The organism is Aestuariivirga sp. (assembly GCF_965227715.1).
In the GTDB taxonomy this organism is placed as follows: Bacteria; Pseudomonadota; Alphaproteobacteria; order Rhizobiales; family Aestuariivirgaceae; genus Aestuariivirga.
In genome coordinates, this window is record NZ_OZ245771.1 from 1,343,769 (window position 1) to 1,369,971 (window position 26,203).

Consider the following 26,203-nt stretch of genomic DNA (forward strand, 5'->3'; position numbering starts at 1 on the left):
GGTATAGCAGGCAATCTTTCAGTGGTCTCTAACCGTAACGGCAGCATGAGCAGCATTTCCATCGTCATTCCCACGCGCGGCCGCCCGCACTTCCTGAAACAGGCACTCTCCAGCGTGCTGGCCCAGAGCGCCGCGCCCAAGGAAATCATCGTTGTCGATGACGGTGAAGGTGCCGCCGATGCAGTGGGGCACCTTCACCCATCGATCACCGTTCTCGACAATCGGCGCCGCGGCCCCGTTCCGGCGCGGAACCTGGGCATTGCGCAGGCCGCGGGTGATTGCATCTGCTTTCTCGATGATGACGACTGGTTCATCGACGACAGCTATTTCGGCACCGTCGCGCAGGCTTTCGCGCAAGGGGCGGGGTTCTGCTATGCCGATGGCATCATGGCCTTCGAGGATGGGCGGCCGAACCTGCCCTTTGCCTTTCACGCCGACGCGGACACGCTCATGCGCGACAATACCATTCTCATTTCCGGCGTCGTCTACCGCCGCAGCCTGCATGATGCGCTGGGGCCATTCGATGAGGCATTGCCTTTCTATTGGGACTGGGACTGGTATCTCCGCGTCGCCCGGGCCGGACATGAGCTGACCCACGTTCAGAGGCCTGTCGTGGCCATCCGCGTTCATGCCCGCAACATGTCCGGCGAATCGCTGGAAGCGCAGCGGCGGGCCAATCTCGATATGTTTTCCACAAAACATGCGCTGCCGCCCATTCCCCTCAAGAACCATCTGGACATCGCCACGCAAGCTCCGGGCAAGCTTCCTTCGACTTAGAGTATCTCAATAAGTCTCTGATTTTAATAGTATTTCTCGAATTCCAGAAGGCCTCATGGAACGTGGAAGCCCGTTTCACAAGGGTTTTTTGGCCCGGCATTGGAAAAACCCTCGAAAAATATGGGTTTTCACGAATCGAAAGCTGCGTTAACGCTCACGCCCAGCCTAACCTCAATAAGGAGACCAAAATGGCTGACGACAAGATCCAGACGATTGCCCTTTCGAAAATCGCCGCCGAACTGGCGGAAAAGCATGAGATGTCGAAGAAGGCCGCGTCCGAATTCCTCGGCGCCTTCGTCGAGCTCGCCGTCAAGAACCTGAAGAAGGGCCACAAGGTGCGCGTCACCGGCCTCGGCATCTTCCAGGTCAAGAAGCGCCCTGCCCGCATGGGCCGTAACCCCGCCACTGGCGAGGCCATCAAGATCAAGGCGTCGAAGAAGCTTGCCTTCCGCGCCGCCAAGGAAGTCAAGGACGCGATCTAAGATTTCGCATTCTGAACTGTCCAAGTGGCCCTGCCTCACCCGAGGCGGGGCCATTTCTTTTGGCGATGAATTCTTTTCACCCGCTGCAACGATTGCGGGGCTTGCGCCGCCCCGCTAAAACACGCGGCGAAATACGCATTTTACAAGGACATTCTCATGAAGACCCAGGCTCGTGTCGTGGTGATCGGCGGCGGTGTCGTCGGCTGTTCAGTGCTCTATCATCTCACCAAGGCGGGCTGGAAGGACGTGGTGCTGGTCGAGCGTGACATCCTCACCTCCGGCTCCACCTGGCATGCGGCGGGCGGCTTCCACACGCTGAACGGCGATCCGAATGTGGCGAAGCTGCAGGGCTACACCATCGCCCTTTATAACGAGCTGGAGAAGATTTCCGGCCAGGCCTGCGGGCTTCACCGTTCGGGCGGCCTCATCCTCGCCGACACGCATGAGCGGATGGAATGGCTGAAGATGGCGCATGCCCGCGCGCGGTACTTAGGCCTCGAGACCGAGATCATCTCCATGGCCGAAGCCAAGAAGATGCACCCGCTGCTGGAAGAGAGATATTTCGTCGGCGCCATGATCGATGCTGCTGACGGCAATCTGGACCCGGAAGGCACGACGCATGCCTATGCCAAGTCCGCCCGCATCGGCGGTGCGGAAATCTATCAGGACACACGCGTCGAAGAACTGAAGCACCGGCCTGACGGCACGTGGGACGTCATCACCAACAAGGGAAATATCCACGCCGAGCACGTGGTGAATTGCGGTGGCCTGTGGGCGCGCGAGGTTGGCCGCATGGTGGGGATCGAGCTTCCGGTGCTTGCCATGGAGCACATGTATCTCGTGACCGACGAGATGCCGGAAGTCGTTGCCTATAACAAGGAGCGCGGACACGAGCTGCCGCACATCATCGACTTCAAATCCGAAATCTACATGCGCCAGGAGCGTTCCGGCATGGTGCTTGGCACTTATGAGCGCGCCTGCGTGCCGTGGAGCCCGAAGAACACGCCCTGGGGCTTTGGCCGCGAATTGCTGCAGCCGGACCTGGACCGGATCGCGCCCAATCTCGAGCTTGGCTACAAGCATTTCCCGGCGCTGGCGGAGGCCGGCATCAAGCGCGTCATCAATGGGCCCTTCACTTTCACGCCGGATGGCAACCCCATCGTCGGCCCGGTGCAGGGTGTGCAGAATTTCTGGCTCGCCTGCGGCGTCATGGCGGGCTTCAGCCAGGGCGGTGGCGTTGGCCTCGCGCTGTCCCAATGGATGGTCAATGGCGATCCAGGCTTCGATGTCTGGGCGATGGACTGCGCGCGCTTCGGCGAATGGGCGACACGGACCTACACCAATGAGAAAGTGCGCGAGAATTATTCCCGGCGCTTCTCCATCCGCTTTCCCAATGAGGAGCTTCCCGCCGCCCGCCCGCAACAGACGACAGCACTTTATGACGTGATGATCTCTCAAGGTGCCGTGATGGGCGACAGCTGGGGCCTTGAAACGCCTTTGTGGTTCGCGCCCAAGGGTGTGGAGCCGAAGGATATCGTCTCCTTCCGCCGCTCCAATGACTTTGCGCATGTGAAAGCGGAAGTGATGGGCACGCGCAATGGTGTGGGCGTCACCGAGATTGCGAATTTTGCCAAGTACCGCTTCTCCGGCACGGGTGCCGAGCCTTTCCTCTCGCGCCTCATGACCAACAAGATGCCGAAGACAGGCCGCATCATCCTGACGCCCATGCTCAATCCCGCGGGCAAGCTCATTGGCGATTTCACCATCGCCAAGGCAGCCGATGACAGCTTCTATATGTGGGGCTCGTCGCAAGCGCAGAAATATCACATGCGCTGGTTCGAGCAACATCTGCCGAAGGATGGCACCGTGAAGATCGAGCGCCTCGACATGGGCCTCGTCGGTCTTTCCATTGCGGGCCCGAAATCCCGCGATGTGCTGCAACAATTGACCGATGAGGACGTGTCCAACGCCGCCTTCAAATTCATGGATCACCGGTCGATGGAGATCGCGCATTGCCCGGCTCTCATCAACCGCGTCACCTATACGGGTGACTTGGGCTATGAAATCTGGGTCAGGCCGGAATATCAGCGCCGCCTCTATCAGGAAATCATGCGTGCCGGTGAAGCACATGGCATCGTCAACTTCGGCATGCGGGCGCTTCTGTGCATGCGGCTGGAGAAGAACTTTCCCACCTGGTTCCGTGAGCTCCGCCCCATCTACGGCGGCTTCGAAGCCCAAATGGACCGCTTCATCGACCTGACCAAGAATGACTTCATCGGCCGTGATGCGGCGATGGAGGAAAAGCGCTCCGGCGGCAAGCTTCGCCGCGTGTCCTTCATCGTCGATGCGGCGGATGCCGATGTGCTGGGCGATGAGCCGATCTGGCACAAGGGCAAGGTCGTGGGCTGGGTGACCTCCGGCGGCTACGCGCATTATGTGGAGAAGTCGATGGCGCAGGGCTATGTGCCGGTGGAGCTTGCAGGCGACACGGGCCAAGGCGCCTTCGAGATCGAGATCATCGGCGACAACCGCAAGGCCACCATCATCATCGAGCCGCCGTTTGACCCGGAAGGCAAGCGGATGCGCAGCTAAAGCATGCGGGCCTCATCGCACCCCAACGCTCTTCGCGTTCAGGAGGCGCTGGGGCCCTCTTTTATCGTCGTTGAATTCGCCGAGAGCACGCATACGGCGCAGGAGGCTGCTGACGCCATCGGTTGCAGCCTCGCGCAGATTGCCAAGTCGATCCTCTTCCGTAGCCAGACCGGCAAGGCGGTGCTGGTGATCGCCTCGGGTGTCAGCAAGGTGGACGAGAAGAAGATCAGGACGCTGCTGGGTGAGAAGATCGAACGCGCGAGTCCGGAGTTTGTGAAAGAGGCGACGGGTTTCGAGGTGGGTGGCGTTCCGCCCGTTGCGCATGTATCTTCTTGCGTGGTGTTTCTGGATGAAAACTTGAAGGCGTATCCCACCCTGTGGGCGGCTGGGGGCACACCGAACGCGGTGTTCGAAATCGGGTTCGGTCAGCTTGCCGAAATGTCTGGGGCCATTGTGGCGGATGTGAAGAGGTAGAGTGAAGTCCGCGATGAGGACTTACGCCGTCCGGCCATAAAACCCCAGTTGATCCTCACGTGAGAACACCACGCCCGGCCGGTCGAAGTAAGAGAAAACTGCAATCAGCCGCTCGCGCGCGCCTTTCACCGTTCCAACCTTGTGCGCCGTGTTCTTTCCCCGAAACACATTGAGCGTGCCTGCAGACAGCGTCAGGCTCTTCACCTCCGGGTCCTCACCGCGCAGCAGCTTTGCGACACCATCGTAATTCGGGTCATCCTCGCTGCGCAGATCGGTGCGGTAAATGAATTCCCCGCCGCCATCGGGGGCTTGGAGCAGCAGCGTCGTCGTAAACTCGCTGCGGTCGAAATGCCAGTTCAGTGCCTCGCCGTCGCGATAAGCCATGACATTCACCCGCGCGAGATCGTCGCGCGCGGGAAACAGCGCGTCCTTGTTCATCGCCGCCGCAAGAAAGGTGATGAAATGCGACCACTCATAGATCCACACCGGAACCGAATGGCTGATTTGGTCGGCGCAGACGGTGTGGTTTACCGTCTCGCACAAAGCGAGAGCGGGATGATCCGCGGGAAGGCCCGGAATTTCCTTCCTGAAATAAATATTGTGGCGGCGTTTGTGGGTGAAGGACAGCGTCTCCATCACCGGGCCGATCTCGGCCTTGGCCTGTGCCAGCGCATTAGCCTTCACGAAGCCCTCGAGGTTGAACATGCCATCCTTCGCCAGATCGCTGCGGCACCTGGCCACCAGCGCATGCCATTCGGGGCTGCCGGGCCTATCGAGCGGATAGCGGTCAAGATCGAGTATGTGTCGCATCGGCGTTCTCCCTGCCGCCCACACAGTGGGCACAGGAGAGGCTTGCTGCAAGCCGTCAAAATGTTAGTCTGACTCAGTTTTTCTGATGCAGAGTTGTGGCCATGCTCAAACTCCCCCCGCTCAACGCATTGAAATATTTCGAGGCGGCCGCCCGGACGGGGAGCTATGTGACGGCCGCTGCCGAATTGAATGTGAGCCCAGCGGCGGTGAGCCAGCAGGTGCGGAACCTCGAGCGCTTCCTCAAGCGGAAACTGTTCACCAGGCTCAACAACCGGATCGTGCTGACGGATGCGGGCCAGGCCATTCACGCCGGCATCACCCCGGCGCTGGAGGACCTTGCCGCCCTCACCCAGCGCGTGCTGGCTGGCAGCAGCCGTGCGAAGCTCGCCGTGAGCGTCATCCCTTCGCTCGCCGAATGCTGGTTCATGCCGGCCTTCGCGGCGTTCAGCGAAGGGGCCGCCCTGCGCATCGACCTTCGCATCGAAAACGATCCGGTGAATTTTGCAGATGGCGAGATCGACCTGCGCATTGGCTATGCCAGCGCCCACTACCCAGGGCTCCAGAGCGTGCCGCTGTTTCGCGACGCCGTATTGCCATTGTGCCAGCCGGCCCTCGCCGCGCGCCTGTCCCTGGCTGCGGCTGATGACAGCCTGTTCATTCACACGAGCTGGGGCGAGGATTTCGCCTCACACCCCTCCTGGGAGGAGTGGTTTGCCAGTTTCCTGCCCGCACGCCGCATTGACACTTCAAAGGGCCACCGCGCCGGCTCCTCACAGATTGCGCTTGATTTTGCGCGGCGGGGCCTTGGCATCGCATTGGGCCAGCGCGCCCTGGCGCAGGAACTGCTCCGCAAGGGAGACCTCGTGATGCTGGATCAAAATGCACTGCCGCTTGGGCATGACTATTGCGCCATCTACCCCAGCACCAAAGCCCGGAAAGCAGCGCTCCTGCAGCTTACCGGCTATCTGCGAAGCCAAGCGCCGCATCGGTGATCGCATCCCAGACATCGCGCGCGAAGGTGCGCAGCACATAGATGTCAAAGGCGTGCTCGCCCGTGCAGTGGACGGTGACCGGCGTGTGGTGCAGCCCGGTGAGGGCGACGGCGCCCGGCGTGAAGACCTGCGGATGAAAGTCGATGGGCATCAGCATGGCGAGAACGGCGCGGGAGGAGGCGCCACTGAGCGCGATACGCACCCGCGCGTGGCTGAGCGGTGTGACGGCGCAGTGCCCCTGAAGCATGCTCGGCGTTGCATCCGTTTCCGGCCCCACAATCCAGAACTGGGAAGGTCCGATGCGAAAGATGGTGTGATTGCCGTTCGCCTGTGACACGTTCACGCTGGCCGGAAGTGGCCCCAGGATTGCCGTGAGCTTCGATTCAAAATCGGGTCCGAGTCCTGCCACCTGGGTAAGGACGAAGCCCGGACGTTCCGCAATCGTCAAGCTGCTGCTCGCATAAGGCTTTACGGAGGCGAGCGCTGAGTGGCGGTCAAGCATGGAGGCGGGCCCCTTCCTTGTCGATGAAGTGGGGGGAGACGATCTTCAGCCGCGCCTGCTCGTTTTTCAGGGGGAAGGCCGCAATGATTTCCTCCCCCTCATGCTTCAAGCCGCCGTGATAGAGGCCCAATGCAATGAACTTGTTGAGCTCCGTCGACCAGGTGACGGAGGTAATATAGCCGCGGCCATGGCCCTTGATCTCGTCGTTGGCGGCAAACAGAATGGCGCCGCCGCGCAGCTTCTTGTCCGGCTCCATCAGCTCAAGGCCGACGAGGCTCCAGCGCTCCGGGCTCTGGCAATCCTCGCGGAAGCGGAGTGCCCGGCCCACATAATCCTTCTCCTTGCCGGCCATCTTGCCCAAGCCCAGGTCATCGAGGGTGTTACGATGGTCGAGCTCGAGCCCCGCCACATGGCCCTTCTCGATTCGCAGGCTGGCGAGCGCTTCGAGCCCATAGGGCTTGATGCCGGTGGGCGCTGCCGCCTTGAGAATATGCTCCCACAGGCTGATCGCATAATCCGCCGCCACATGCACTTCATAGGCAAGCTCGCCGGAGAATGACATGCGCAGCAGGCGCACTTGAACACCTTCAAAGGCAATGTCCCTGCAGCCCATATAGACCAAGCCTTCGTTGGTCAGATCAGCGTCCGGAAAAGCGAGCTTCAAGGCTTCGCGCGCCTTGGGGCCCGAGACGGCCATGCCCGCCCATTCATCGGTCAGCGATGCCACCTGCACATTGAGGTCCGTCCAGTGGCATTGCAGCAGATATTCAAGCCAGGACATAACTTCGCCGGCCTGCGCCGTCGTCGTCGTCATGTAGAATTGCGTGTCCGAGATGCGCGCCGTGGTGCCGTCATCCAGCACGATGCCATCGTCATTCAGCATCACACCATAGCGCACCTTGCCGACGGGGAGCTTGGCGAAACCATTGACATAGACGCGGTTCAGAAACTCCGCCGCATCGGGCCCCTGAATGTCGATCTTGCCCAGGGTAGACACATCCGCGAGACCCACGCCCTTGCGGACGAGTTCCATCTCCTCCACATATGCCGACTCGGGGGTCGAGCCCGCCCACGCGTAATACCAGGCGCGCTTCCAGACCCCGGCATCAATGAAGGTGGCGCCGTTCTTCTCATGCCAGTCATGGAGCGGCGAGCGGCGAACGGGGCGGAAGTGAGCGCCCTTCGTGCGCCCGGCAATCGCACCCAGTGTGAGCGGCGCGTAAGGCGGGCGGAATGTGGTGGTGCCGGCCTCAGGTATCGTGATGCCGCGATAGCCCGCCATCAGGGCCAGCGCGTTGATGTTGGAGGTCTTGCCCTGGTCCGTGCCCATGCCGAGCGTGGTGTAACGCTTCAGATGCTCGACCGAGCGATAGCCTTCCTGATGCGCGATCTTCACATCCTTGATGGTCACATCGTTCTGGAAGTCGACGAAGGCTTTGCCCTTGGCGCTGGTGGGCGGGGTCCAGTCTGCGAGAATGGCGTAGCTGCGGTCACTGACGTGTTCAGGCGCATAGAGGGGCCGCGTCTTGCCGAAGCCTGTGGCTGAAGCAGCGGAGGCACCAGCATTGGCGCCCTCGGCCACGGCGGCAGAGAGACCGAACGTCCCCATCATGGCGCCTGCGCCAAAATGCGACGGCGCAAAGCCGCCCGGCACAAATCCCGCAACCGTCTCGTCATATTTCGGCTTGATGCCGCCGTGCGAGGAGAGGTGAACGGCCGGCGACCATCCGCCAGCCATGCCAACCGCATCACACTCGATTGAAACAGCGTGCAGACCACCAAGCTTCACGCGGGTGACTGCCTTGGCGCTTTCCACATCGGCAATTCCCGTTCCGGGGAAGATGGCAATGCCCTTGGCTCCGGCGCGGGCGAGCACCTCCGAAGAGACGCTTGAGCGGTGATCCGCCACCGTCACCGCAACGCCCGCCGCTGCCAGGTCGAGGGCCGCGTCATAGCCGGTGTCATTGTTGGTGACGATCACGGCGCGCCTTTCGGGCGCCACCGCATAGCGGTTGGCGTAGGTCCGGAGGGCCGAGGCCAGCATTACGCCCGGCCTGTCATTATTGGAGAAGACAAGCGGGCGTTCGATGGCGCCAGTGGCCATCACGATGGTCTTGGCGCGAAGCTGGGTGAGAATCATCCGCGCCTCGCCCTTCCGCGCATCGGGGTGGGCGTGGCTGCGGTTTTCCACCAGAATGGCAAGGTTCCCGTCATAGAGCCCCTGCACCACCGTGCGGGTGAAGGCTTCGATGTTGGGAAGACTCGCGAGCTCTTCAACCGCGGCCAGACGCCAGGCCTCCTGTTCGGCATTGTTCGACGAAAGCAGGCTTCCACCCAGCGCCCGGTCCTGTTCCGCCAGCACCACGCGGGCGCCGCTGCGGCCCGCCGTCAAAGCCGCCGCGAGGCCCGCCGGGCCGGAGCCTATGACCAGCACATCGCAGAAGGCAAAGCGCATGTCATAGCGGTCCGGATCGGGAAGATCGGAGGAACGGCCAAGGCCCGCGGCCTTTCGGATGAAGGGCTCATAGAACATCCAGGAGCCCTTGGTGGGGCCCATGAAGGTCTTGTAGTAGAATCCGGACTGGAACAGCGGGCTCAGAATCGAGTTGACCGCCATCAGGTCAAAGGCAGGTGATGGCCAGGCATTCTGCGATTGCGCCACCAATCCATCCACCAGTTCCGTCACCGTGGCGGCGACGTTTGGTTCAGCCGAGGCGCCCTCACCAATGGTGAAAAGGCCGTTCGGCTCCTCGATGCCGGCGGAAAGAATGCCGCGCGGACGGTGATACTTGAAGCTGCGCCCGATCAGCATCTTGTTGCTGGCAAGCAGAGCGGAGGCCAGCGTATCGCCCGCGAAGCCGTTCAGAACCTTGCCGTCAAAGCGGGCGGAGACGGGCTTCGTGCGCTCAATGCGGCCGCCCTGGGGCAGCCTGCGGAAATTCCTCATTGCACCACGCCCTCAATCTCATTGGTTGCGGTGTTGCGGGCAAGCTTGAACCAGCGGCGGCAGCCCAGCACATGCTGCCAATATTCCGTATGCGGACCTTTGGGGTTCTCGAACAGAAACACATAGTCATGCCAGGTTTCAAGATCGCCCGTTCCATGCGCGGGGCGCTGCTTGGACGCATCGCCGCCATAGCGGAATTCGGAGACGTCACGTTCTCCGCAGCAGGGGCATGGGATCATCATTGCTTGTAGGTCCAATTGCCGAGGCCGAACTCATCGAGCTCTCTGCCCTTTGCGAAGCGGTCCAGGGAGAAATCGCGGGCGAGCTCATGTTCCTGGTCACGGGCGATGGTGTGGGAGAAGGTCCAGCCCGAGGCCGGCGTTGCCTTGAAGCCCTGGTAGCACCAGCCGCCGTTGAGATAGAGGTTCTTCACAGGCGTACGGCAGATGAAGGGGCTGCCGTCCGGCGTCATGTCCTGAATGCCGCCCCAGTGGCGGAGCAGCCTGAGCCGCGAGATGAAGGGCATGAGTGAGACCGCGCATTCCGCCACGGTCTGAATGCGGTTGAACTGGCCGCGCTGGGTATAGGTGTTGAAGCCATCAATGTGGCCGCCGAAAACAAGGCCGCCCTTGTCAGACTGCGAGAGATAGAAGAGCTCAGCCCCCCAGGACACGACGTGATCGACGATGGGCTTCACCGGCTCCGTCACGAAGGCCTGCAGGATGTGGCTTTCCACGGGCAGCTTGAGGCCTGCCATCTTCGCCACATGCGACGTGTGACCCGCAACCGCGATGCCGACCTTGCCCGCATTGATGCGGCCCCTGGATGTGTCGACACCCGAGACCTGGCCATTCTCGATCACGAAGCCCGTGACCTCGCAATTCTCGATGATGTGGACGCCGAGTGCGGATGCCGCGCGGGCATAGCCCCAGGCCACGGCATCATGGCGCACCGTTCCAGCGCGGGGCTGCATGATGGCGCCATAGATGGGCCAGCGTGCCTCCGCCGAATAATCGAGATAGGGCAAAAGCTTTCGCACCTCGCCGGCATCAAGCAATTCGGCGTCGATCCCGTTGAGCCGCATTGTGTTGCCGCGCCGCGCGAAAACATCCATCTGCGACGGGCTGACCGCCAGCACGATCTGCCCGCGCTGGGAGACCATGCAGTTGAAATTCAGCTCATGCGAAAGGCCTTCCCAGAGCTTCATGGAATGCTCGAAGAAGGCGGTGTTGCCGCCGATCATGTAATTGGAGCGGATCAGCGTGGTGTTGCGGCCCACATTGCCGGAGCCGATGTAGCTCCGCTCGATCACCGCCACATTGGTGATGCCGTGGTTCTTGGCAAGGTAATAGGCGGTGGCAAGGCCGTGGCCTCCGCCGCCGACGATCACCACGTCGTAAGAGGATCTGGGTTCAGGCGACTCCCAGGCCCGCGGCCAGGGAAGGTCCGGCTGCAGGGCATGGCGCGCGAGGGCTAAGGCTGAATAATGCTTGGACACGGGCGCGTTGCTATCAGAACTTGGCAGGCTTCGGCAAGGTCAAGAAACCTCACCTCCGGTGCCGCTCCGCCCATTCGGTGACGGCGAAGGTGACGAGACCCAGCCCCGCGAAGCCTGCCACCATGGGGATGACGGTGCCGTTATAGAGCTGGCCGATGTAGCCCCCCGTCACAATGGCGATGAGCGAGGACAGTGAACCGATGATGGCCGCCGCCATGCCGGCGATCCGCCCCATGGGCTCCATGGCAATCGCGTTGAAATTGCCGAATAGAAGCCCGGAGCAGAAGAAGCTGACGAAGAGATAGGCCGCCATCATCCACAAGGGCGGCAGGCCATTGTAGAACAGGCTGACGCAAAGGAACAGAACGGCGAGCACCACGAAGACCCTGAGCGACAGCTTCGAGAGCTTGCGCATGCCAAGCCGCATGACGAGCCGGGCATTGGCCAGCATCGCCAGCGCCATGCCGCACGCAAAGAAGGCGAACCACAAGGCGAAATAGGGCCCCTGCCCATAAAGCTCCGCGAACACCTGCTGGGAGGTTCCGAGATAGACGATGAAGGCGCCGAAAATCGTGCCCGCTGCCACGGTGTAACCCATGGCGATAGGGTTCCGCAGCACCTCGCCCGCGGCGGAGAGCAGGTTTGAAACCGCCAGCGGCGTGCGCTTGTCGCGCGGCAGCGTTTCATCCTGCCGGAGCCACAGCCACAGCCCGGCGATGACGCCCACGGCGAGGAAGCCGAGGAAGATGAAGCGCCAGTTGGCGAAGATGAGAACGAGTGTGCCGATTGAGGGGGCGAGCATGGGCACCAGCATGAACACCATCATCACGAAGGACATGACCCGCGCCATGGCGGCACCCGCCTGGCCGTCACGCACCATGGCAATCGAAACGATGCGCGGGGCAGAGGCGCCGAAACCCTGGATGAAGCGGCCAATCAGGATCATCGGGAAATTGAACGAGAACAGGCAGATCAACGTGCCCAAAGCGTAGATGGCGAGGCCAAAGCCGATGGTGGGCTTGCGGCCCAGCGAATCCGACCACGGCCCATAGATCAGCGTGCCCAGTGTCAGCCCGCCGAAGAAGGTGGTGATGATGAATTGCCGGCTGTTGGGATCCACCGCGCCCAATTCATGTGCAATCGAGCCAATGGCCGGCAGCATGGTGTCAATCGACATCGCCACCATGGCGTTGAGCAACGCCACCAGCAGAATGAATTCGACGGAGAGTTTCCCGGTGTCGCGCATCAGGTCACGTAATTCAGCATGCGCAGCACGTCAAAATAATGATTGCTTTCGAAGCGGACAGTGCGGTTGCCGAGATATTCCATGCCGGGGTACCACCGGTGACGCGCCGCCAGCACGGGGTTGGAATAGGCAATCTCCACGATCACGTGCTCAGGTATTGCCAGCAGCGATTGCTTGAGGTCGCCACGCAGGGAGGAAGCTGCCCCTTCGCGGATGGCCTTGCAGGCAGCGTTGGGCGTCATGGAGATGGTGGACTGTCCCCGCCCCTCCTTCACCGCGCAACGCCCGACATGGGGGTTTATCTCCTCGATCTCCGTCATCAGCCCCTTGTCGCCGGAGACGAACACCGTCGGCACGCCCAGCATGGAGGAGGCCAGCGAATGGATCAGATATTCCGAGGCCCGCCTGCCGTTGATGCGGATTTCGGCCGCATCATGGGACAACGTGTGGGCGAGGCTGTTCTCCTCAGACCCGGCCGCGCTGTGATAGCCGATCATCATCACGGCATCGAAGCTCTCGTCCAAGTCCTGTACCATGCACAAGGGGTGGCCCATCCAGGCGCGGATCAGCCTGACATCTCCGGGGAGCATGGAGGCGATGAGGTTGCGGCCGGAGGAATGCGCGTCCTTCACCAGAATCTCGGTTGCCCCTGCAATCTGCGCGCCCTCGATTGCGGCCACGGCCTCACGCGTCATCTGCTCGCGGAATTCGGCCCAGTCGGCATGGTTTTTGCCGGCCTCGTCCCAGTGGGTAATTCCGGCGCAACCTTCGATATCGACGCTGATATAGACCTTCATGATATTCCCTCGCCCTTTGCCGCTTCATAGCCGGACTTGAAAGATTAGGCGACTTCGCGGGAAGATGGCAGCCATGCGCATTGATAAAACCCGCTCAACCGTGTTTCTCGATCCCGTCGACCCGGCGTTCTTCAATAACCCCTACCCCGCTTATCACGCGATCCGGGCCGAGGCCCCGGTGTTTCGCTGGGAACATTATGGAATCTGGTGCTTCTCCCGTTTCGAGGACGTCAACGCCCTGCTGCGGGACCGGCGCTTCGGCCGCCAGATCCTGCATGTGGCCAGCCGCGAGGAGCTGGGCTGGCCGGCCACGCCCAGCCACATGAAACCCTTCTATGACTTTGAATCGCATTCGCTTCTGGAGCTGGAGCCACCGGTCCACACCAGGCTGAGGGGCCTCATCAACCGCTCCTTCCTGTCCCGCCAGGTGGAGCGGCTGCGGCCCGCCATCGCCAGCCTCGCCAATGGCCTGATCGACCGCATCGAAGATAAGGGCGAAGCGGAGCTTCTCAACGACTATGCAACACCCATCCCGGTCATCGTGATCTGCGATCTTCTGGGAGTGCCAGCTGAGATGGCGCAGCAGCTCCTCGCCTGGTCCCATGATATGGTCGCGATGTATCAGGCAAGGCGTGACCGCGGCGTGGAAGACCGCGCTGTGAAGGCCACGGTCGAATTCTCAAGCTTCATGCGGGACTATATCGCCCGCCGCCGGAAGGAGCCGGGGCAAGACCTGCTCTCCGAACTCATCAGGGCCGAGGAGCAAGGTGCGAAGCTATCCGAAGATGAACTCGTCACCACCGCCATCTTGCTGCTGAACGCGGGCCATGAGGCGACGGTTCACGCCCTGGGAAACGGCATCAAATGCCTGCTCGAACAGGATATCCGTGAAATGATCGGCGAAACGCACATCGAGGAATGCCTTCGTTACGATGCGCCGCTCCACCTCTTTACCCGCTATGCACTGGAAGACGTTGAATATGCTGGACTACATTTGAAGAAAGGCGAGAGCGTGGGCCTCATGCTGGGTGCCGCCAACCGGGACCCTGCGCGCTTTCCCGAGCCTGACCGCTTCATGCCCCACCGGACCCCGAACCCTCATGTGAGCTTCGGGGCTGGTATCCATTTCTGCATCGGCGCGCCCCTCGCACGGCTCGAAATGCAGATTGCGCTTCCCCTGCTGTTCCAACGCTTTCCGAAGCTGGCGCTGGCGGAGAGCCCGCGCTACCGCAATGCCTATCATTTCCATGGGCTGGAGAGCCTGCGCGTGACGTTTTAGGGCGTCGTTTCCCGGCCACGGCCTGACGTTTCCTCTCACGCTTCCAGCCTCGGTTGAGCGTAAACCACCCCTCAGGTGAAAACTTCTCAACAGGCTTGATCCATGACCGACGTCCAGCCCGATATTGCTCCCCCGTCCGGCCGCCGCGCCCGTGGTGGTGCTGATGCCCGCCGCGCCGCGCGCACCTCGACCACTGTGAAGCACGCGGGCTTCATCCGCCGCAACATCAAGGCCTATGAGCCCTTCACCGATGAGCAGCTGGAGCTGATCGAGAACAACGCCGAAATCGTGCTGCAGGAAACCGGCATCGACTTCTATGAAGACGAAGAAGCGGTCGCCATGTGGAAGGACGCCGGCGCCGATGTGAAGGTCTCCGCCACCGACCCCCGGCGTTTCCGCCTGCGCTTTCCCAAGGGGCTTGTCCGCTCTTTGATCAAGACCGCGCCGCGCGAATATATGCAGCATGCACGCAACCCCGCGAACAGCGTGATGATCGGCGGCAACAACACCGTGTTTGCTCCCGTCTACGGCCCGCCCTTCATCCGCAATCTCGATGAGGGCCGCCGCTATGCCACGATCGAGGATTTCCGCAACTTCGCCAAGCTCGTCTACATGCTGCCGAGCCTGCATCATGCCGGCGGCACGCTGTGTGAACCCGTGGACATTCCGGTGGCCAAGCGCCACCTGGACATGATCTACAGCCACATCAAATATTCCGACAAGCCGTTCATGGCCTCGGTGACGGCGGGCGAACGCTCGGCGGATTCCGTTGCCATGGCGGAGATGGTCTTCGGCAAGGAGTTCGTGGACCAGAACTGCGTGATGACCTCGCTCATCAACGCCAACTCCCCCATGGTGTGGGACGGCGTAATGCTGGGTGCGCTCAAGGTTCTGGCGCGCGCCAACCAGGCCTGCGTGATTTCGCCCTTCATCGTGGCGGGTGCCATGTCGCCGGTGACGACCGTCGGCACGCTCACGCAGATCCTGGCGGAAGCTTCCGTCGGCATCGCCTTCACCCAGCTCTGCCGCCCAGGTGCGCCCGTGGTGTTCGGCACCTTCGCGGCGTCCATGTCCATGCAGTCGGGTGCGCCCACCTTTGGCTCGCCTGAGCCCGCCATGGTCACTTTCGGTGCAGCACAGCTCGCCCGCCGCATGGGTGTGCCCTTCCGCTCCGGCGGCAGCCTGTGCGGATCGAAGCTTCCTGATGCGCAGGCGGCCTATGAAAGCGCCAGCACCATGTGGTCGACCGTTCTCTCCGGCGTCAATTTCTGCCTCCACGCCGCGGGCTGGCTCGAGGGCGGGCTGGCATCGGGCTATGAGAAGCTCATCATGGATGCCGACCAGCTGACCATGTACCAGAAGTTCGCCGAAGGCGTGGACTTCTCCGAGAACGGCCAGGCGATGGACGCCATCCGCGAAGTGGGCCCCGGTGCCCATTACCTCGGCTGCGCGCACACCCAGGCCAATTTCGAGAACGCCTTCTGGCGCTCGCAGCTGGCGGATAACAACTCCTTCGAGCAATGGCGCGATGAAGGCGGCAAGGACATCGTCGTCCGCGCCAATGAACGCTGGAAGCAGATGCTGCGCGACTATGAGGCGCCGCCGCTGGACCAGGGCATTGATGACCAGCTCACCGAATTCATGGCCAAGCGCAAGGAAGTGCTGCCGGATAATGTGAGCTGACCTTGCTTGATTGTTCTCTCCCGCAACCTCGGGAGAGAACATTGGCCGCCTCGCCTTCACGCCGCCGCGAGCGGTTCTATTCCAGACACATCAATCGTTTCGCGCGCTCGCGCCAGGTCCCAGCCGCGTTGCAGGTTCAGCCAATATTCCGCCGTCGTGCCAAAGACCCTCGCGAGGCGCATTGCGGTGTCAGCGGTGACAGCCGTCTCCCCTCGCAGCAGCCGTTCGATCCGGGTGCGCGGCACATGAATACGGCGCGCCAGAGAGATGGGACTCAACCCGAGCGGCGTCAGATAAAGCTCCTGCAGCACGTCGCCGGGGTGAGATGGGGTCATGAGCAAAGACATGAATGTGTCTCCTTCAATGGTAGTCAACGATTTCAACATCGGCTGGCCCTTGATCGGTCCATCTGAAGCAGATCCGCCACTGATCGTTAATCCGAACAGAATGTTGGCCTGCGCGGCCTCCTTTGAGTTCTTCAAGGTGATTGCCAGGCGGAAACCGCAAATCTTCAAGAACAACTGCTGCTTCCAATGCGGACAGCATGGCACGGGTTCTCCTGACGAGATCAGCGGGGAACCCCTTTCCGAACTGGTCCCGCATTGCGCCAGATGCCAGCTTGCCCTTGGTGCCAACAATCATGATGGTATGTATCATGTCGTGATACACGTTTCAAGCCCACATGAAAAAGGACTCACGCCCGTGCTGGGGCCTTCAGCTCTCTCCAGGTGTGATAGCCAACGCCTCCCACCACCAGCGCGGTGCCCAGCGCGTGGGAGAGGGTGAAGGCTTCTCCCAGCAGCACCACCGCGAAATAGATGGTCAGCAGCGGCGAGACATTCGAGATCATCGCAGTCGAGGCCGCACCGATCCTCGCCATGCCGGCATTGACGAAGAAGGACGGAATCACCGTCGCCAAGAGCCCCGTTCCTGCCGCCAGCAGGAAGTAATGCGCCGACATCGAGGTATCGAGGTGGCCGCGGACGATGAAGACGTGCAGCAGCGTCGTGACGGCGGCGGCCGAGAGCGCCACGGAGGTAAAGAGCGTCGGGCCCATGTCGCTGATGTAGCGCTTGGCCATCAGCTGATAGATCGCAAAGCTCACGGCGGAGCCCAGCACCAGCGCCGTGCCGAAGGTGATGTTGGAGCCGCCGGCGGAGAAATCCGTGGCGAACACGGCAGCAAGGCCCAGATAGGAGATGAAAGCGGCAATGAGGCTTGTGCGCGTCAGCCGCATGCCGAAGAAGCCGGCGCCGATGAAGATCAGGAAGATCGGATAGGTGAACAGCGCCAGCCGCTCCAGCTGGGCAGACACATAGAGAAGCCCGCCGAAATCCAGGATCATCGCGAGATAATAGCCGATGAGGCCGATGCCGATCGCCCCCAGCACGGCATTGCGGCGCGGCAGGGGAACCCCGGCACGCCTGCGCCTCACCAGTTCGAAGGCGCCGACAAAGAGGAACACCGGAAGTGCAAAGACCATGCGCCAAGCGAGGATGAGCAGCGCATCATAGCGCTCCAGATAGGCGAGCTTGATGAAAATCGCCTTGGACGCGAACAGCGCGGAGCCAGACGCGACCAGCGAATACCCGATGATGAGGCTGCGGCGGTCCATCGTGGCTCTCTATACGCTCAAGGCTGCCCCGTCAGCAGGGGGGATTGCAGTTCTGGAATGCGAGGCTAGGCTTGATGGGGACAGGAGACATGCATGGCCAGCCTACCCCTACACTTCCGTTCCGCCACGGACCTCGCCCGCCTGCTGCGGGCCGGAAAGACCACGGCTTCAGCCCTGCTCGAGGATTGCCTCGGCCAGTACCGGAGGCATAATGGCGCGCTCAACGCCGTCATCACCACGGATATTCCGCGTGCCAAAAAGGCAGCCGCGGCAGCGGACCGGCGCCTCAAGGCCGGAAAGCCCCTCGGTGCGTTTGACGGGGTGCCAATGACGGCCAAGGAAAGCTTTGACATGGCGGGCCTCCCCTCCACCTGGGGGGACCCCCACTTCAAGGACAACATCGCGTCAGCCGATGCCGTGGCGATCGCACGCCTCACGGCGGCGGGCGCGGTGATCTACGGCAAGACCAATGTTCCCCTGATGCTGGCGGACTGGCAGAGCTACAATGCGATCTATGGCACCACCAACAACCCGTGGGACGTAACCCGCTCGCCCGGTGGCTCTTCGGGTGGTTCGGCAGCGGCCCTCGCCACCGGCATGTCAGCGCTTGAAATCGGCTCGGACATCGGCGCCTCCATCCGCAACCCTGCGCATTATTGCGGCGTCTATGGCCACAAGCCCAGCTATGGGGTCGTTCCCTATCAGGGCCATTTGTTGCCGGGCGTGGTGCAGCCGGGTGACATCACGGTGGCAGGCCCGCTTGCGCGCTCCGCTCGCGATCTGGCGGCGATGATGAAGGTGATCGCGGGGCCGGTCGAAACCGAGGCGCGCGGCTACCGCCTGGCGCTCCCGCCTGCGCCGCAGAAGACCCTCAAGCAATTCCGCGTGGCGGTGATGGTCACCGATGAGCAGTCGGAAGTGGATCTGCCCGTGCAAGACCTGCTCGGCAAGCTCACCCAGTTCCTGGGCAAGCGCGTGAAGACACTCTCCACCACCGCGCGCCCCGGCTTTTCCACCAAGGAGGCGATGGACGTCTATATCGCGCTCCTGCGCTCTGCCACCAGCCGCCGCCAGTCCGACCAGGAGTTTGCCGCCAATTCCGCCAAGGTCGCCGCATCCGATCCGCTGGATGACAGCTACCTCACAAAGATGCTGCGCGCCTACGTTCTGCCGCATCGGGACTGGCTCAAATACAATGAACGCCGCCACCAGATGCGCCTGCTGTGGGACCAGTTCTTCGAGGACTGGGACGTGATGATCTGCCCCGCCGCCGCCTCTGCCGCCTTCCCGCATGATCATGCGGGCGAACGCCACGAGCGCAAGATCACGGTGAATGGCAAGCGTGTTCCGACCACGGACCAACTGTTCTGGGCCGGCTATTCCGGCTGCTTCCTGCTCCCCTCAACCGTCGCCCCCATGGGCCTCACGCCTGAAGGCTTGCCCGCAGGCGTTCAGATCATCACCCGCCAATATGGCGACTACACGTCCATCCGCTTCGCAGAACTTCTGGAAAAGGAATATGGCGGCTTCGTTCCGCCGCCGGGTTACTGAGGTTTGATCCGTTCACGGAAGAATTCCAGCTCGCGTGACCACACCTCGGGACTTCCGATGACGTCATGCCCCGCGCCGGGGATGATGACGAGCTGCTTGGGCTCATTGGCGAGCGCGAAGAGGCGCTGGCCCTGGGCGGCGGGGATGATGCGGTCAGCCGCACCGTGCTGCACCAGCAAGGGCGCGGTGACGTTGCTGATGACTTCGCGGGACAGGAATTGGTCCTTCATCAGCCAGCGCACGGGAAGCCACCAGTAGATGTCTGCGGCCACGTCCACAGTCGCCGTGTAAGGTGCTTCCAGCGCCACAGCGCCCACCGGCGCCTGTGCGGCCAATTGCACGGCAACGCCGGTGCCGAGGGATTCGCCCACCACCGCAATCATCCCGGGCGCAACGCCGCGGCTCACGAGAAATTCATAGGCGGCGCGTGCATCTGTGATGAGCCCCTGCTCCGAAATCGCACCGGTGCTGGCACCATAACCCCGGTAGGACACGAACAGCGCGCCAAAGCCCTGCGCTTGATAGAAGGCCATGCGCGCCGCGCGGCCTGCGAGTTCGCCGGCATTGCCGTGAAAGAACAGAATGGTGGGAAGGCCAGGTTTCGCTGGCGCGTACCACAGCACGATGGTCTCGCCATCGGGCGTGGAAATCCGCTCCTCATCGACCCCGCGAAGGCCCAGTTCACCTGGCGGCGTGCCCAGGCGGCTGGGAAAATACTGGAGGTTCCGCTGCTGCAGATACATGACGAGCAGGATCACCAGATAGGCCGTTGCGGCGGCAATGAGGATGAACCGCAGCAGCGTCATGGACCCGCGAGTTTCGCTGGCGTGCCAGTATCCCGCGTCCAGCACCAGACGGCAAGCAGCGGGGTCTCGCTGGTCTTGGTTGCATGCAGTGCCATGGGCGGATGCCAGATGGTGGCGCCCTGCGGCACCTCGGCAAAATCGCCACCATCGATGCTCCATTGGCTACCCGAGGTGAGCGGCCAATAAAGCTCAGGTGCGGGGTGGAAATGGTCACGGTAGTGGCGGTTCGGGCCCAGCATCAGAAGGCCCAGCAGAAAATCGTCACCGGCGAAGAAGCCGTGAGGACCGATGATCTCCGCCCAGCCATAGTTCCGCGTGAAGCCTTCGCCCAGCAGCGCGTCGCTATAAGAGGACGATTGCCGCCAGCACAATTCCTCCTCCACCGCGGCGATGGCGGCGGCCACATCGGCATCGAGCAGCAAGGTCTCGCCGATCGATTGCGGCAAATGGGCGAGAACGGGAAGTCCTGCCGGCTCAGGTGCACGGAAGGCGCCATCACTCACATCCTGGTCGGCCAGGCGAGCCAGCACCTCGGCCACGCCGGTGCCGTGGCGCGGCTGAAGGGCACGCGCAATGGCCTCCACCAGCCAGCGGGCATTCTCGGGAAGATCTCTGTTCACGGGCGGTTCTCCAGCACAGTCAGACGAGCGTGAGGAAGCGCTCCGCCAGGAGCGGCAGATCTTCATCCGTTGGATAACGCCTGGTGGACTTTCGCATCGGCGCATTGGCGGGCGCTGCCATATCGCGCGCCAGGGCCTCGGCAGAGATGCCCGCAAGATCCTCCTTCAGCGCAACCCGGATGCCGCTGGCACGCACCAGCCGGTCGAAAGCGGCGTGGGGATCATCGCCACCCATGGCCTGCGCGACGCGGGCAAAGCCTGTGCGGTTTCCCTCTGCCACCCAATCGATGGTGGCCAGCATCGCAAGGCCCGTGGCCCGGCCATGCGGGATCGCTGCGAGATTGGCCACGGCATGGGAAATGTTATGGGCCAGTGCCGTTCCGCAATTGTCGATCGCGACCCCTGCATAGCAGGAGCCCAGCAGCATGGCGCCGCGCGCGGCAATGTCCCGCGGATCATGGACCGCCTTCTCGAGTGCGGCCGAGATCAGGCGGATGGCCTCGAGGCAATAGAGATCATTTTCGGCATTGGCATATTTGTTGGTGGCCGCCTCGATGGCGTGGACCAGCGCATCAAGCCCCGTTCCGGCCGTGACAGCGGGCGGAAGGGCGACGGTCAGTTCCGGATCGAGAATCGCAACCACCGGCTTCAGCTCCGGTCCCCAGGCCCAGACCTTGGCCTTGCTGGCATCGCTGAACACCGAGATCGAAGTTGCTTCTGACCCCGTGCCAGCCGTGGTGGGCACGGCGATGACGGGAAGCCGGTTCGCGGGAAGCGGCGTGGCACTGAGTGCGTAGGCGGATGCCGCAAGCCCCGAGGCTGCGCAGCAGGCCGCGAGCTTTGCCGTATCGAGGGCCGAACCGCCGCCAAGGCCGATCACCAGCTTCGTGCCGTGCTGCCTTGCAAGCGCAGCGGCGGCATCCACGTCCTGGGCGCGGGGTTCGCCTGCGAAGCCCTCATAGACATGGGTCTCGAAGCCTGCCTGGGTCAGAAGGTCGAGCGCCAGCGCCGTGATGCCGAGGGGCCGCAGCACGGGGTCCGCCACCATCAGCAGCGCAGCACCCCGCCCGGCGAGCGCTTCCGCCTTGGGCACAATGTCCGCTAGCCTTCCCGCGCCGAAGCGGATTTCGGGCATGGGGTTCAGCGTAAAACTGGTCATGAACGCACTCGCATTGAGAAAACCCGCCTCAGGTGATGCCCGGACCGGTGATTTCACGCAAGAGCTTGCGCATGATTGCCTCGCCATAGGCATCATAATCATTGGCGGGGATGACGAAATGACCTGGCCCCCCCGCCACATTGTTCTCGAAATATGTGTCGAGCGTTGGCCATTCGTTGAGAATGGTGAGTCCGTTGATGGTGATGCCTTGCGCCACCAGCCGGTCCCGCGACGGGGCCACGGGCGGGCCTGAGTTGTTGCGCCCATCGGTCGAGACGTCGATCACCCGGCGCTCGGCTGACGGGGCGGACGCCAGCAGTGCTCCTGAAAAGGTGAGGGCGGTTGACAGCGACGTGCCGCCTTCGGCCAGTTCGCGCCGGATGTTCATGAGAATCAGGCCCATTTCGTCGGCATCGGCCCCGCCGGAGATGATGGTCCATGGCAGAACGATCTTCTGGTTCTGATCGTCCGACCATTGCACCGCCGTGACCGCAATGCGCTGGCGCACACCATGGGCGATCGCCTGCTTCACCTCATCGCGCATGAAGGCGCGGCCCAGGCCTTCCATCTGCAGGGCGAATTCGCGGGAATCGACGCTGAAGGAACAGTCAATCGCCAGCACCAGCGCCAGATCGACCTCATAATCCTGGGCCCGACCTGCGGGAAGCGGCAGGAGCAAGCCAAAGGAGATCAGCAGGCCGGCGAGCCAGCAGGCGATGGTCCTGAACCCGCGCCTGGCCGCCATCTCCTCACCTCAATGCCGGAACTCGGCGTAATCGAGCGCGCGGCAGTCCGCTGCCTTCCAGCCGACTTTCACTTCGCGCCCCTCGGCCACATCATTCGCAGCACCCTTGTTAGGCACCTTGACGATGAAGTCATCATGGCCTGCCACTTCAAGCCGGGCGCGGATGTGATCGCCCAGATAGATGAGTTCGGCGATGCGCCCACTGAGAATCACATCCGCCGTCGCGACATTCGGGTTGATCTCCACACGCTCCGGACGGACGGAGAGCAGCGTGCGCCCGCCCTTCTCCCGCGGGCCGATGGCAAGCGCCTTCACCATTTCGCCCGTCTCGAGCTTGACGGTTGCGACGTTGTCCGCGGCGATCTCCGCAACCGTGCCCTTCAGCTTGTTGTTCTCGCCGATAAACTGCGCCACGAAGGAATTGACCGGGCGCTCATAAAGGTCAGCAGGTGTTGAAAGCTGCTGCACGATCCCGTCATTGAACACCGCGATGCGGTTGGACATGGTGAGCGCTTCCGACTGGTCATGCGTCACGTAGACGATGGTGACGCCCAGCCGGTCATGAATATGCTTGATCTCATATTGCATCTGTTCGCGAAGCTGCTTGTCCAAAGCGCCCAGCGGCTCGTCCATCAGCACGAGGTCAGGTTCGAAGACCAGGGCGCGGGCAACCGCGATGCGCTGCTGCTGGCCGCCCGAGAGCTGGCCAGGGCGGCGGTTGCCCATCTGCGGCAGTTCCACCATCTTGAGGACCTTGGCCACGCGCTCCTCCGTCTCCGCCTTTGGGACGTTGCGGACCTGCAGGGGGAAGGCCAGGTTCTCATTGATCGTCATGTGCGGGAACAGCGCATAGTTCTGGAACACCATGCCGATGCCGCGCCGGTGCGGCGGCACATTGTTGATCGGCTGGTCCTTGAGGTAGATCTCGCCGTGGGTGGCGGGCTCAAAGCCTGCCAGCATCATGAGCGTCGTCGTCTTGCCGGAGCCGGAGGGACCGAGCATGGTGAGGAACTCGCCCTTGGCGATGTCCAGATTGAGGTTCTTTACGACGAGCGTTTCACCGTCATAACTCTTCTGCACATTGGCGAAGCGCACCATCGCATCGCTTGCCGGAACGTCCTTGGCCATTCCCCGATTTCCCCACGCTTCCTGATTTATGGTCGGCTTGAAAAAATATCATAGGCCGCGCGCCGGAGGATGTGAAGCCCCTCTGGCTGCGCGGCCCTGCCGGATCTGCTGTATTTTAGCGCTTCTTGCTGGCGGTTTTCTTCGCAGGCGCCTTCTTCTTGGCCGCCTTGCCGCCGCCCGCCTTCACGATCAGGTGTTCGGGACCATAGGGGAAGCCGGTGATGTTGCGGTTGCCCTTCTCGGTGATCACGAGAATATCATGCTCGCGATAGCCGCCCGCGCCCTTCTGGCCTTCGGGGATCATGATCATCGGCTCCATTGAAACCACCATGCCGGGCTCCAGCACCGTGTCGCAATCCTCACGCAGTTCGAGGCCGCCCTCGCGGCCATAGTAATGGCAGAGCACGCCGAAGGAATGACCGTAGCCAAAGGTGCGGTATTTGAGAAGATCGTGGCTTGCATAAATCTCGTTCAGCGCCTTGGCCACGTCCGAGCATTTGGCGCCGGGCACGAGGAGTTTCTTGCCCTCATCATGCACGTGGCAATTCACCTCCCACAGCCTGATGTGCTCCTTCGATGCGGTTTCGGCGAACAGGGTGCGTTCGAGCGCCACATAATAGCCAGCGACCATCGGGAAGCAGTTGAGACTGAGGATGTCGCCGCGCCTGATCTTGCGTGAGGTGACGGGATTGTGCGCGCCATCGGTGTTCACGCCGGACTGGAACCAGGTCCAGGTGTCCATCAGCTCGCCATTGGGCCAGACCTTGGCAATTTCGCGCACCATCGCCTGCGTTGCATGAAGCGCCACTTCATGCTCGGGCACACCCACGGCGATGGCTTCGACGACGGCGGCGCCGCCGATGTCCGCAATGCGCGTCATCTTGGTGATGTGCTTGATTTCCTCGGCACTCTTGATCATGCGCAGCCGCATGGACGGCGCGGCGACGTCAACAAACTCGACGCCGGGAAAGGCATCAGCAAGCTGCGTGCGGAAATCGAGGTTCACATGGTCGAACTCGATGCCGATTCGCCTGGCACCCTTCACCAGGCCCTTGACCGCCAGGAAATAGTTTTCCTTCGACCAGTCCGTATAGGTGACATTGTCCCCAAAGGTGCGGCGGGCCGGCTGGCCGCCGTCGATTGCCGCGGTCACGGACGTCGCCTGCTTCTTGGTGATGACCAGGCCATATTTGCGGCCGAAGTAGCAATAGAGGAAATCCGAGAGGTAATTGATGTTGTGGTAGCTGGTGAACAGGCAGGCATCGACCTTGGCCTTCGCCATCCAGCCCCGCACCGCATCTTGCCGGCGCTGCATTTCGCCCGCGGAAAAGGTGGGCTTCGGCCTCTTGCCATTGTTGCGGTAATCGACAAGTGCGGGGCGGTCGAGGGACATGTGCGTGGCGTCTCCGGTTGGCGTGGATGGGGGGAATAAGTTCCCGGAAGGGGGCTTGTGTCAAAAGATGATCCCTCACATACTCTATGAGTTTTTCTCATGGAGCTCCGCCCCTTGTCCCGCCTGCCCTCTCTCAACGCTCTGCGCTGCTTTGAGGCGGCAGCGCGCTCAGGCAGTTTTTCGCGCGCGGCGGAGGAGTTGAACGTCACGCAATCCGCCGTCAGCCACCAGGTGCGCCAGCTCGAGCAATGGTTCGGCCTTACCTTGTTCGACAGGCTGGGCCGGCAGACCGTTCCCACACTCAAGGGGCAGGAACTCGCCCGGTCCCTCGCCGAGGCTTTCGACATCATGGCGGCGGCCTGCCGAAGGCTGCAGCACAGCGAGGCGGGACCGGCCCTCACCATCGCAGCCCTTCCCTCCTTCGCGACGATCTGGCTGATCCCCCGGATGTCCCAGTTCTTTCAGGACCACCCGGAAGTCTCGGTCAAGGTGATCTATGCCTTCGCCAATCTGAAGCTCGACTTCGACGAAGTGGACATCGCCGTGCTGTGGGGCCCCGGAGAATGGGAGGGCTGCCGCAGCACCAGGCTCTTGCCGGGCACGACGGTTCCCATTTGCAACCCGATCTATCTCGAAAAGCAGGGCCCCTTCGACGTGCCGCAGGCCATTCTGGGTAAGCCCCTGCTGCATGATACGGACCGCCTCGACTGGCAGAACTGGATGCGCCATGCGGGCCTCAGGCATGCAGGCCCCTCGCCTGGACCCATCTTCCAGGATTTCAACCTGCTGCGCGCGGCGGCACTGGCGGGCCAAGGCATCGCACTCTGCCCGCGAAGCCTGATTGCGGATGATCTGGCGAGCGGCCGCCTGGTGCAGCTGTTCGAGATCGAGATCAAGCATGATTACGCCTATTCGATCATCGAACCCGCCTCCGGCATCGGCCGGCGCTCCGAGGCGCTGGATCTGTTCAAGGACTGGCTCCTGGCAGCGGCCCGGGCGGGGTGAATCCCTCCCCAGAAGGGGGAAGGGGTGGGGGACCGCGTGTCCGGCTCTCAAGACTGTCCCTTGAAGTCATAGCCAACCTGTCCGCTCGGCATTGGCCATGCC

25 protein-coding genes are annotated in these 26,203 nt (G+C 62.3%); 9 read left to right on the forward strand and 16 right to left on the reverse strand.

Annotation, left to right across the window (positions count from 1 at the left end; translation table 11 throughout):
- Positions 1–45: 45 nt before the first annotated feature.
- The 4 genes from ACO06F_RS06470 (at position 46) to ACO06F_RS06485 (ending at position 4,325) form a co-directional block, all read left to right on the forward strand.
- Positions 46–777, forward strand: coding sequence for a glycosyltransferase family 2 protein (locus ACO06F_RS06470; protein WP_421695869.1), 732 nt, complete (start codon positions 46–48; stop codon positions 775–777).
- A gap of 188 nt (positions 778–965) precedes the next feature.
- Complete coding sequence (locus tag ACO06F_RS06475) at positions 966–1,259, forward strand: HU family DNA-binding protein (protein ID WP_421695870.1); 294 nt, start codon at positions 966–968, stop codon at positions 1,257–1,259.
- Between the two features lie 156 nt (positions 1,260–1,415).
- Positions 1,416–3,851: a GcvT family protein gene (locus ACO06F_RS06480; RefSeq protein ID WP_421695871.1), complete on the forward strand. Its 2,436-nt coding sequence runs from the start codon at positions 1,416–1,418 to the stop codon at positions 3,849–3,851.
- 3 nt (positions 3,852–3,854) lie between these two features.
- Positions 3,855–4,325 carry a YbaK/EbsC family protein gene (locus ACO06F_RS06485; protein ID WP_421695872.1) on the forward strand — a complete coding sequence of 157 codons (471 nt, stop codon included), beginning with the start codon at positions 3,855–3,857 and terminating at the stop codon, positions 4,323–4,325.
- Positions 4,326–4,346: 21 nt separating this feature from the next.
- On the opposite strand, the gene ACO06F_RS06490 is transcribed toward ACO06F_RS06485, so the two are convergent.
- Positions 4,347–5,135, reverse strand: coding sequence for a HalD/BesD family halogenase (locus ACO06F_RS06490; RefSeq protein WP_421695873.1), 789 nt, complete (start codon positions 5,133–5,135; stop codon positions 4,347–4,349).
- Between the two features lie 101 nt (positions 5,136–5,236).
- Here ACO06F_RS06490 and ACO06F_RS06495 point away from each other — a divergent pair, with 101 nt between their 5' ends.
- Positions 5,237–6,127 (forward strand): LysR substrate-binding domain-containing protein, encoded by an 891-nt coding sequence (locus ACO06F_RS06495; RefSeq protein ID WP_421695874.1) that lies wholly within the window; start codon positions 5,237–5,239, stop codon positions 6,125–6,127.
- Here the strand turns inward: ACO06F_RS06495 and ACO06F_RS06500 are convergent.
- The 6 genes from ACO06F_RS06500 to ACO06F_RS06525 are packed head-to-tail and all read right to left on the reverse strand — an operon-like array spanning position 6,090 to position 13,117.
- Positions 6,090–6,629, reverse strand: coding sequence for a sarcosine oxidase subunit gamma (locus tag ACO06F_RS06500; RefSeq protein ID WP_421695875.1), 540 nt, complete (start codon positions 6,627–6,629; stop codon positions 6,090–6,092). The two genes, ACO06F_RS06495 and ACO06F_RS06500, sit on opposite strands and share 38 nt — an antisense overlap.
- Positions 6,622–9,576 carry a sarcosine oxidase subunit alpha family protein gene (locus tag ACO06F_RS06505; RefSeq protein WP_421695876.1) on the reverse strand — a complete coding sequence of 985 codons (2,955 nt, stop codon included), beginning with the start codon at positions 9,574–9,576 and terminating at the stop codon, positions 6,622–6,624. Before ACO06F_RS06505 ends, ACO06F_RS06500 begins: the two co-directional genes overlap by 8 nt.
- Positions 9,573–9,818 carry a sarcosine oxidase subunit delta gene (locus ACO06F_RS06510; RefSeq protein ID WP_421695877.1) on the reverse strand — a complete coding sequence of 82 codons (246 nt, stop codon included), beginning with the start codon at positions 9,816–9,818 and terminating at the stop codon, positions 9,573–9,575. The genes ACO06F_RS06505 and ACO06F_RS06510 overlap by 4 nt, the downstream gene beginning before the upstream one ends.
- Complete coding sequence (locus tag ACO06F_RS06515; RefSeq protein WP_421695878.1) at positions 9,815–11,074, reverse strand: sarcosine oxidase subunit beta family protein; 1,260 nt, start codon at positions 11,072–11,074, stop codon at positions 9,815–9,817. Before ACO06F_RS06515 ends, ACO06F_RS06510 begins: the two co-directional genes overlap by 4 nt.
- Positions 11,075–11,123: 49 nt before the next feature.
- Positions 11,124–12,320, reverse strand: coding sequence for a multidrug effflux MFS transporter (locus tag ACO06F_RS06520; protein ID WP_421695879.1), 1,197 nt, complete (start codon positions 12,318–12,320; stop codon positions 11,124–11,126).
- Positions 12,320–13,117: a M55 family metallopeptidase gene (locus ACO06F_RS06525; protein WP_421695880.1), complete on the reverse strand. Its 798-nt coding sequence runs from the start codon at positions 13,115–13,117 to the stop codon at positions 12,320–12,322. Before ACO06F_RS06525 ends, ACO06F_RS06520 begins: the two co-directional genes overlap by 1 nt.
- 73 nt (positions 13,118–13,190) lie before the next feature.
- Here ACO06F_RS06525 and ACO06F_RS06530 point away from each other — a divergent pair, with 73 nt between their 5' ends.
- Both ACO06F_RS06530 and ACO06F_RS06535 read left to right on the forward strand, forming a co-directional pair.
- A complete protein-coding gene (locus tag ACO06F_RS06530) occupies positions 13,191–14,396 on the forward strand; it encodes a cytochrome P450 (protein WP_421695881.1) in 1,206 nt (401 codons plus the stop codon).
- Between the two features lie 102 nt (positions 14,397–14,498).
- Entirely contained in the window at positions 14,499–16,079 is a 1,581-nt protein-coding gene (locus tag ACO06F_RS06535; RefSeq protein ID WP_421695882.1) for a trimethylamine methyltransferase family protein, read from the forward strand.
- A 56-nt stretch (positions 16,080–16,135) separates the two neighbouring features.
- Here ACO06F_RS06535 and ACO06F_RS06540 read toward each other — a convergent pair whose 3' ends face one another.
- The 3 genes from ACO06F_RS06540 to ACO06F_RS06550 are packed head-to-tail and all read right to left on the reverse strand — an operon-like array spanning position 16,136 to position 17,694.
- Complete coding sequence (locus tag ACO06F_RS06540; protein WP_421696634.1) at positions 16,136–16,528, reverse strand: HigA family addiction module antitoxin; 393 nt, start codon at positions 16,526–16,528, stop codon at positions 16,136–16,138.
- Positions 16,440–16,736, reverse strand: coding sequence for a type II toxin-antitoxin system RelE/ParE family toxin (locus tag ACO06F_RS06545; RefSeq protein ID WP_421696635.1), 297 nt, complete (start codon positions 16,734–16,736; stop codon positions 16,440–16,442). The genes ACO06F_RS06540 and ACO06F_RS06545 overlap by 89 nt, the downstream gene beginning before the upstream one ends.
- Positions 16,737–16,773: 37 nt before the next feature.
- Positions 16,774–17,694, reverse strand: coding sequence for a DMT family transporter (locus tag ACO06F_RS06550; RefSeq protein WP_421695883.1), 921 nt, complete (start codon positions 17,692–17,694; stop codon positions 16,774–16,776).
- 93 nt (positions 17,695–17,787) lie between these two features.
- Between ACO06F_RS06550 and ACO06F_RS06555 the strand changes: the two genes are divergently transcribed.
- Complete coding sequence (locus tag ACO06F_RS06555; RefSeq protein WP_421695884.1) at positions 17,788–19,245, forward strand: amidase; 1,458 nt, start codon at positions 17,788–17,790, stop codon at positions 19,243–19,245.
- Here the strand turns inward: ACO06F_RS06555 and ACO06F_RS06560 are convergent.
- The 6 genes from ACO06F_RS06560 to ACO06F_RS06585 form a co-directional block, all read right to left on the reverse strand.
- Complete coding sequence (locus ACO06F_RS06560) at positions 19,239–20,051, reverse strand: alpha/beta hydrolase (protein ID WP_421695885.1); 813 nt, start codon at positions 20,049–20,051, stop codon at positions 19,239–19,241. The two genes, ACO06F_RS06555 and ACO06F_RS06560, sit on opposite strands and share 7 nt — an antisense overlap.
- Positions 20,048–20,671 (reverse strand): dimethylsulfonioproprionate lyase family protein, encoded by a 624-nt coding sequence (locus ACO06F_RS06565; RefSeq protein ID WP_421695886.1) that lies wholly within the window; start codon positions 20,669–20,671, stop codon positions 20,048–20,050. The genes ACO06F_RS06560 and ACO06F_RS06565 overlap by 4 nt, the downstream gene beginning before the upstream one ends.
- A gap of 19 nt (positions 20,672–20,690) precedes the next feature.
- Positions 20,691–21,830 carry an iron-containing alcohol dehydrogenase gene (locus tag ACO06F_RS06570; protein ID WP_421695887.1) on the reverse strand — a complete coding sequence of 380 codons (1,140 nt, stop codon included), beginning with the start codon at positions 21,828–21,830 and terminating at the stop codon, positions 20,691–20,693.
- A gap of 28 nt (positions 21,831–21,858) precedes the next feature.
- Positions 21,859–22,575, reverse strand: coding sequence for a DUF1194 domain-containing protein (locus tag ACO06F_RS06575; protein ID WP_421695888.1), 717 nt, complete (start codon positions 22,573–22,575; stop codon positions 21,859–21,861).
- A gap of 9 nt (positions 22,576–22,584) precedes the next feature.
- Positions 22,585–23,703, reverse strand: coding sequence for an ABC transporter ATP-binding protein (locus ACO06F_RS06580; RefSeq protein WP_421695889.1), 1,119 nt, complete (start codon positions 23,701–23,703; stop codon positions 22,585–22,587).
- Between the two features lie 115 nt (positions 23,704–23,818).
- Positions 23,819–25,096, reverse strand: coding sequence for an aminopeptidase P family protein (locus ACO06F_RS06585; protein WP_421695890.1), 1,278 nt, complete (start codon positions 25,094–25,096; stop codon positions 23,819–23,821).
- Positions 25,097–25,195: 99 nt separating this feature from the next.
- Between ACO06F_RS06585 and gcvA the strand changes: the two genes are divergently transcribed.
- Positions 25,196–26,101 (forward strand): transcriptional regulator GcvA, encoded by a 906-nt coding sequence (gene gcvA, locus ACO06F_RS06590; protein ID WP_421695891.1) that lies wholly within the window; start codon positions 25,196–25,198, stop codon positions 26,099–26,101.
- Positions 26,102–26,203 lie beyond the last annotated feature (102 nt).

Excerpts from the sequence above, each read along its gene's own strand:
- ACO06F_RS06530 (WP_421695881.1), top strand. The coding sequence starts at position 13,191 with ATGCGCATTGATAAAACCCGCTCAACCGTGTTTCTCGATCCCGTCGAC.
- ACO06F_RS06570 (WP_421695887.1), bottom strand. The coding sequence starts at position 21,830 with ATGACCAGTTTTACGCTGAACCCCATGCCCGAAATCCGCTTCGGCGCG.
- ACO06F_RS06520 (WP_421695879.1), bottom strand. The coding sequence starts at position 12,320 with ATGCGCGACACCGGGAAACTCTCCGTCGAATTCATTCTGCTGGTGGCG.
- ACO06F_RS06480 (WP_421695871.1), top strand. The coding sequence starts at position 1,416 with ATGAAGACCCAGGCTCGTGTCGTGGTGATCGGCGGCGGTGTCGTCGGC.
- ACO06F_RS06485 (WP_421695872.1), top strand. The coding sequence starts at position 3,855 with ATGCGGGCCTCATCGCACCCCAACGCTCTTCGCGTTCAGGAGGCGCTG.
- ACO06F_RS06490 (WP_421695873.1), bottom strand. The coding sequence starts at position 5,135 with ATGCGACACATACTCGATCTTGACCGCTATCCGCTCGATAGGCCCGGC.
- ACO06F_RS06470 (WP_421695869.1), top strand. The coding sequence starts at position 46 with ATGAGCAGCATTTCCATCGTCATTCCCACGCGCGGCCGCCCGCACTTC.
- ACO06F_RS06475 (WP_421695870.1), top strand. The coding sequence starts at position 966 with ATGGCTGACGACAAGATCCAGACGATTGCCCTTTCGAAAATCGCCGCC.
- ACO06F_RS06550 (WP_421695883.1), bottom strand. The coding sequence starts at position 17,694 with ATGGACCGCCGCAGCCTCATCATCGGGTATTCGCTGGTCGCGTCTGGC.
- ACO06F_RS06500 (WP_421695875.1), bottom strand. The coding sequence starts at position 6,629 with ATGCTTGACCGCCACTCAGCGCTCGCCTCCGTAAAGCCTTATGCGAGC.
- ACO06F_RS06575 (WP_421695888.1), bottom strand. The coding sequence starts at position 22,575 with ATGGCGGCCAGGCGCGGGTTCAGGACCATCGCCTGCTGGCTCGCCGGC.
- gcvA (WP_421695891.1), top strand. The coding sequence starts at position 25,196 with ATGGAGCTCCGCCCCTTGTCCCGCCTGCCCTCTCTCAACGCTCTGCGC.
- ACO06F_RS06560 (WP_421695885.1), bottom strand. The coding sequence starts at position 20,051 with ATGACGCTGCTGCGGTTCATCCTCATTGCCGCCGCAACGGCCTATCTG.
- ACO06F_RS06505 (WP_421695876.1), bottom strand. The coding sequence starts at position 9,576 with ATGAGGAATTTCCGCAGGCTGCCCCAGGGCGGCCGCATTGAGCGCACG.
- ACO06F_RS06535 (WP_421695882.1), top strand. The coding sequence starts at position 14,499 with ATGACCGACGTCCAGCCCGATATTGCTCCCCCGTCCGGCCGCCGCGCC.
- ACO06F_RS06545 (WP_421696635.1), bottom strand. The coding sequence starts at position 16,736 with ATGATACATACCATCATGATTGTTGGCACCAAGGGCAAGCTGGCATCT.
- ACO06F_RS06585 (WP_421695890.1), bottom strand. The coding sequence starts at position 25,096 with ATGTCCCTCGACCGCCCCGCACTTGTCGATTACCGCAACAATGGCAAG.
- ACO06F_RS06580 (WP_421695889.1), bottom strand. The coding sequence starts at position 23,703 with ATGGCCAAGGACGTTCCGGCAAGCGATGCGATGGTGCGCTTCGCCAAT.
- ACO06F_RS06525 (WP_421695880.1), bottom strand. The coding sequence starts at position 13,117 with ATGAAGGTCTATATCAGCGTCGATATCGAAGGTTGCGCCGGAATTACC.
- ACO06F_RS06510 (WP_421695877.1), bottom strand. The coding sequence starts at position 9,818 with ATGATGATCCCATGCCCCTGCTGCGGAGAACGTGACGTCTCCGAATTC.
- ACO06F_RS06555 (WP_421695884.1), top strand. The coding sequence starts at position 17,788 with ATGGCCAGCCTACCCCTACACTTCCGTTCCGCCACGGACCTCGCCCGC.
- ACO06F_RS06495 (WP_421695874.1), top strand. The coding sequence starts at position 5,237 with ATGCTCAAACTCCCCCCGCTCAACGCATTGAAATATTTCGAGGCGGCC.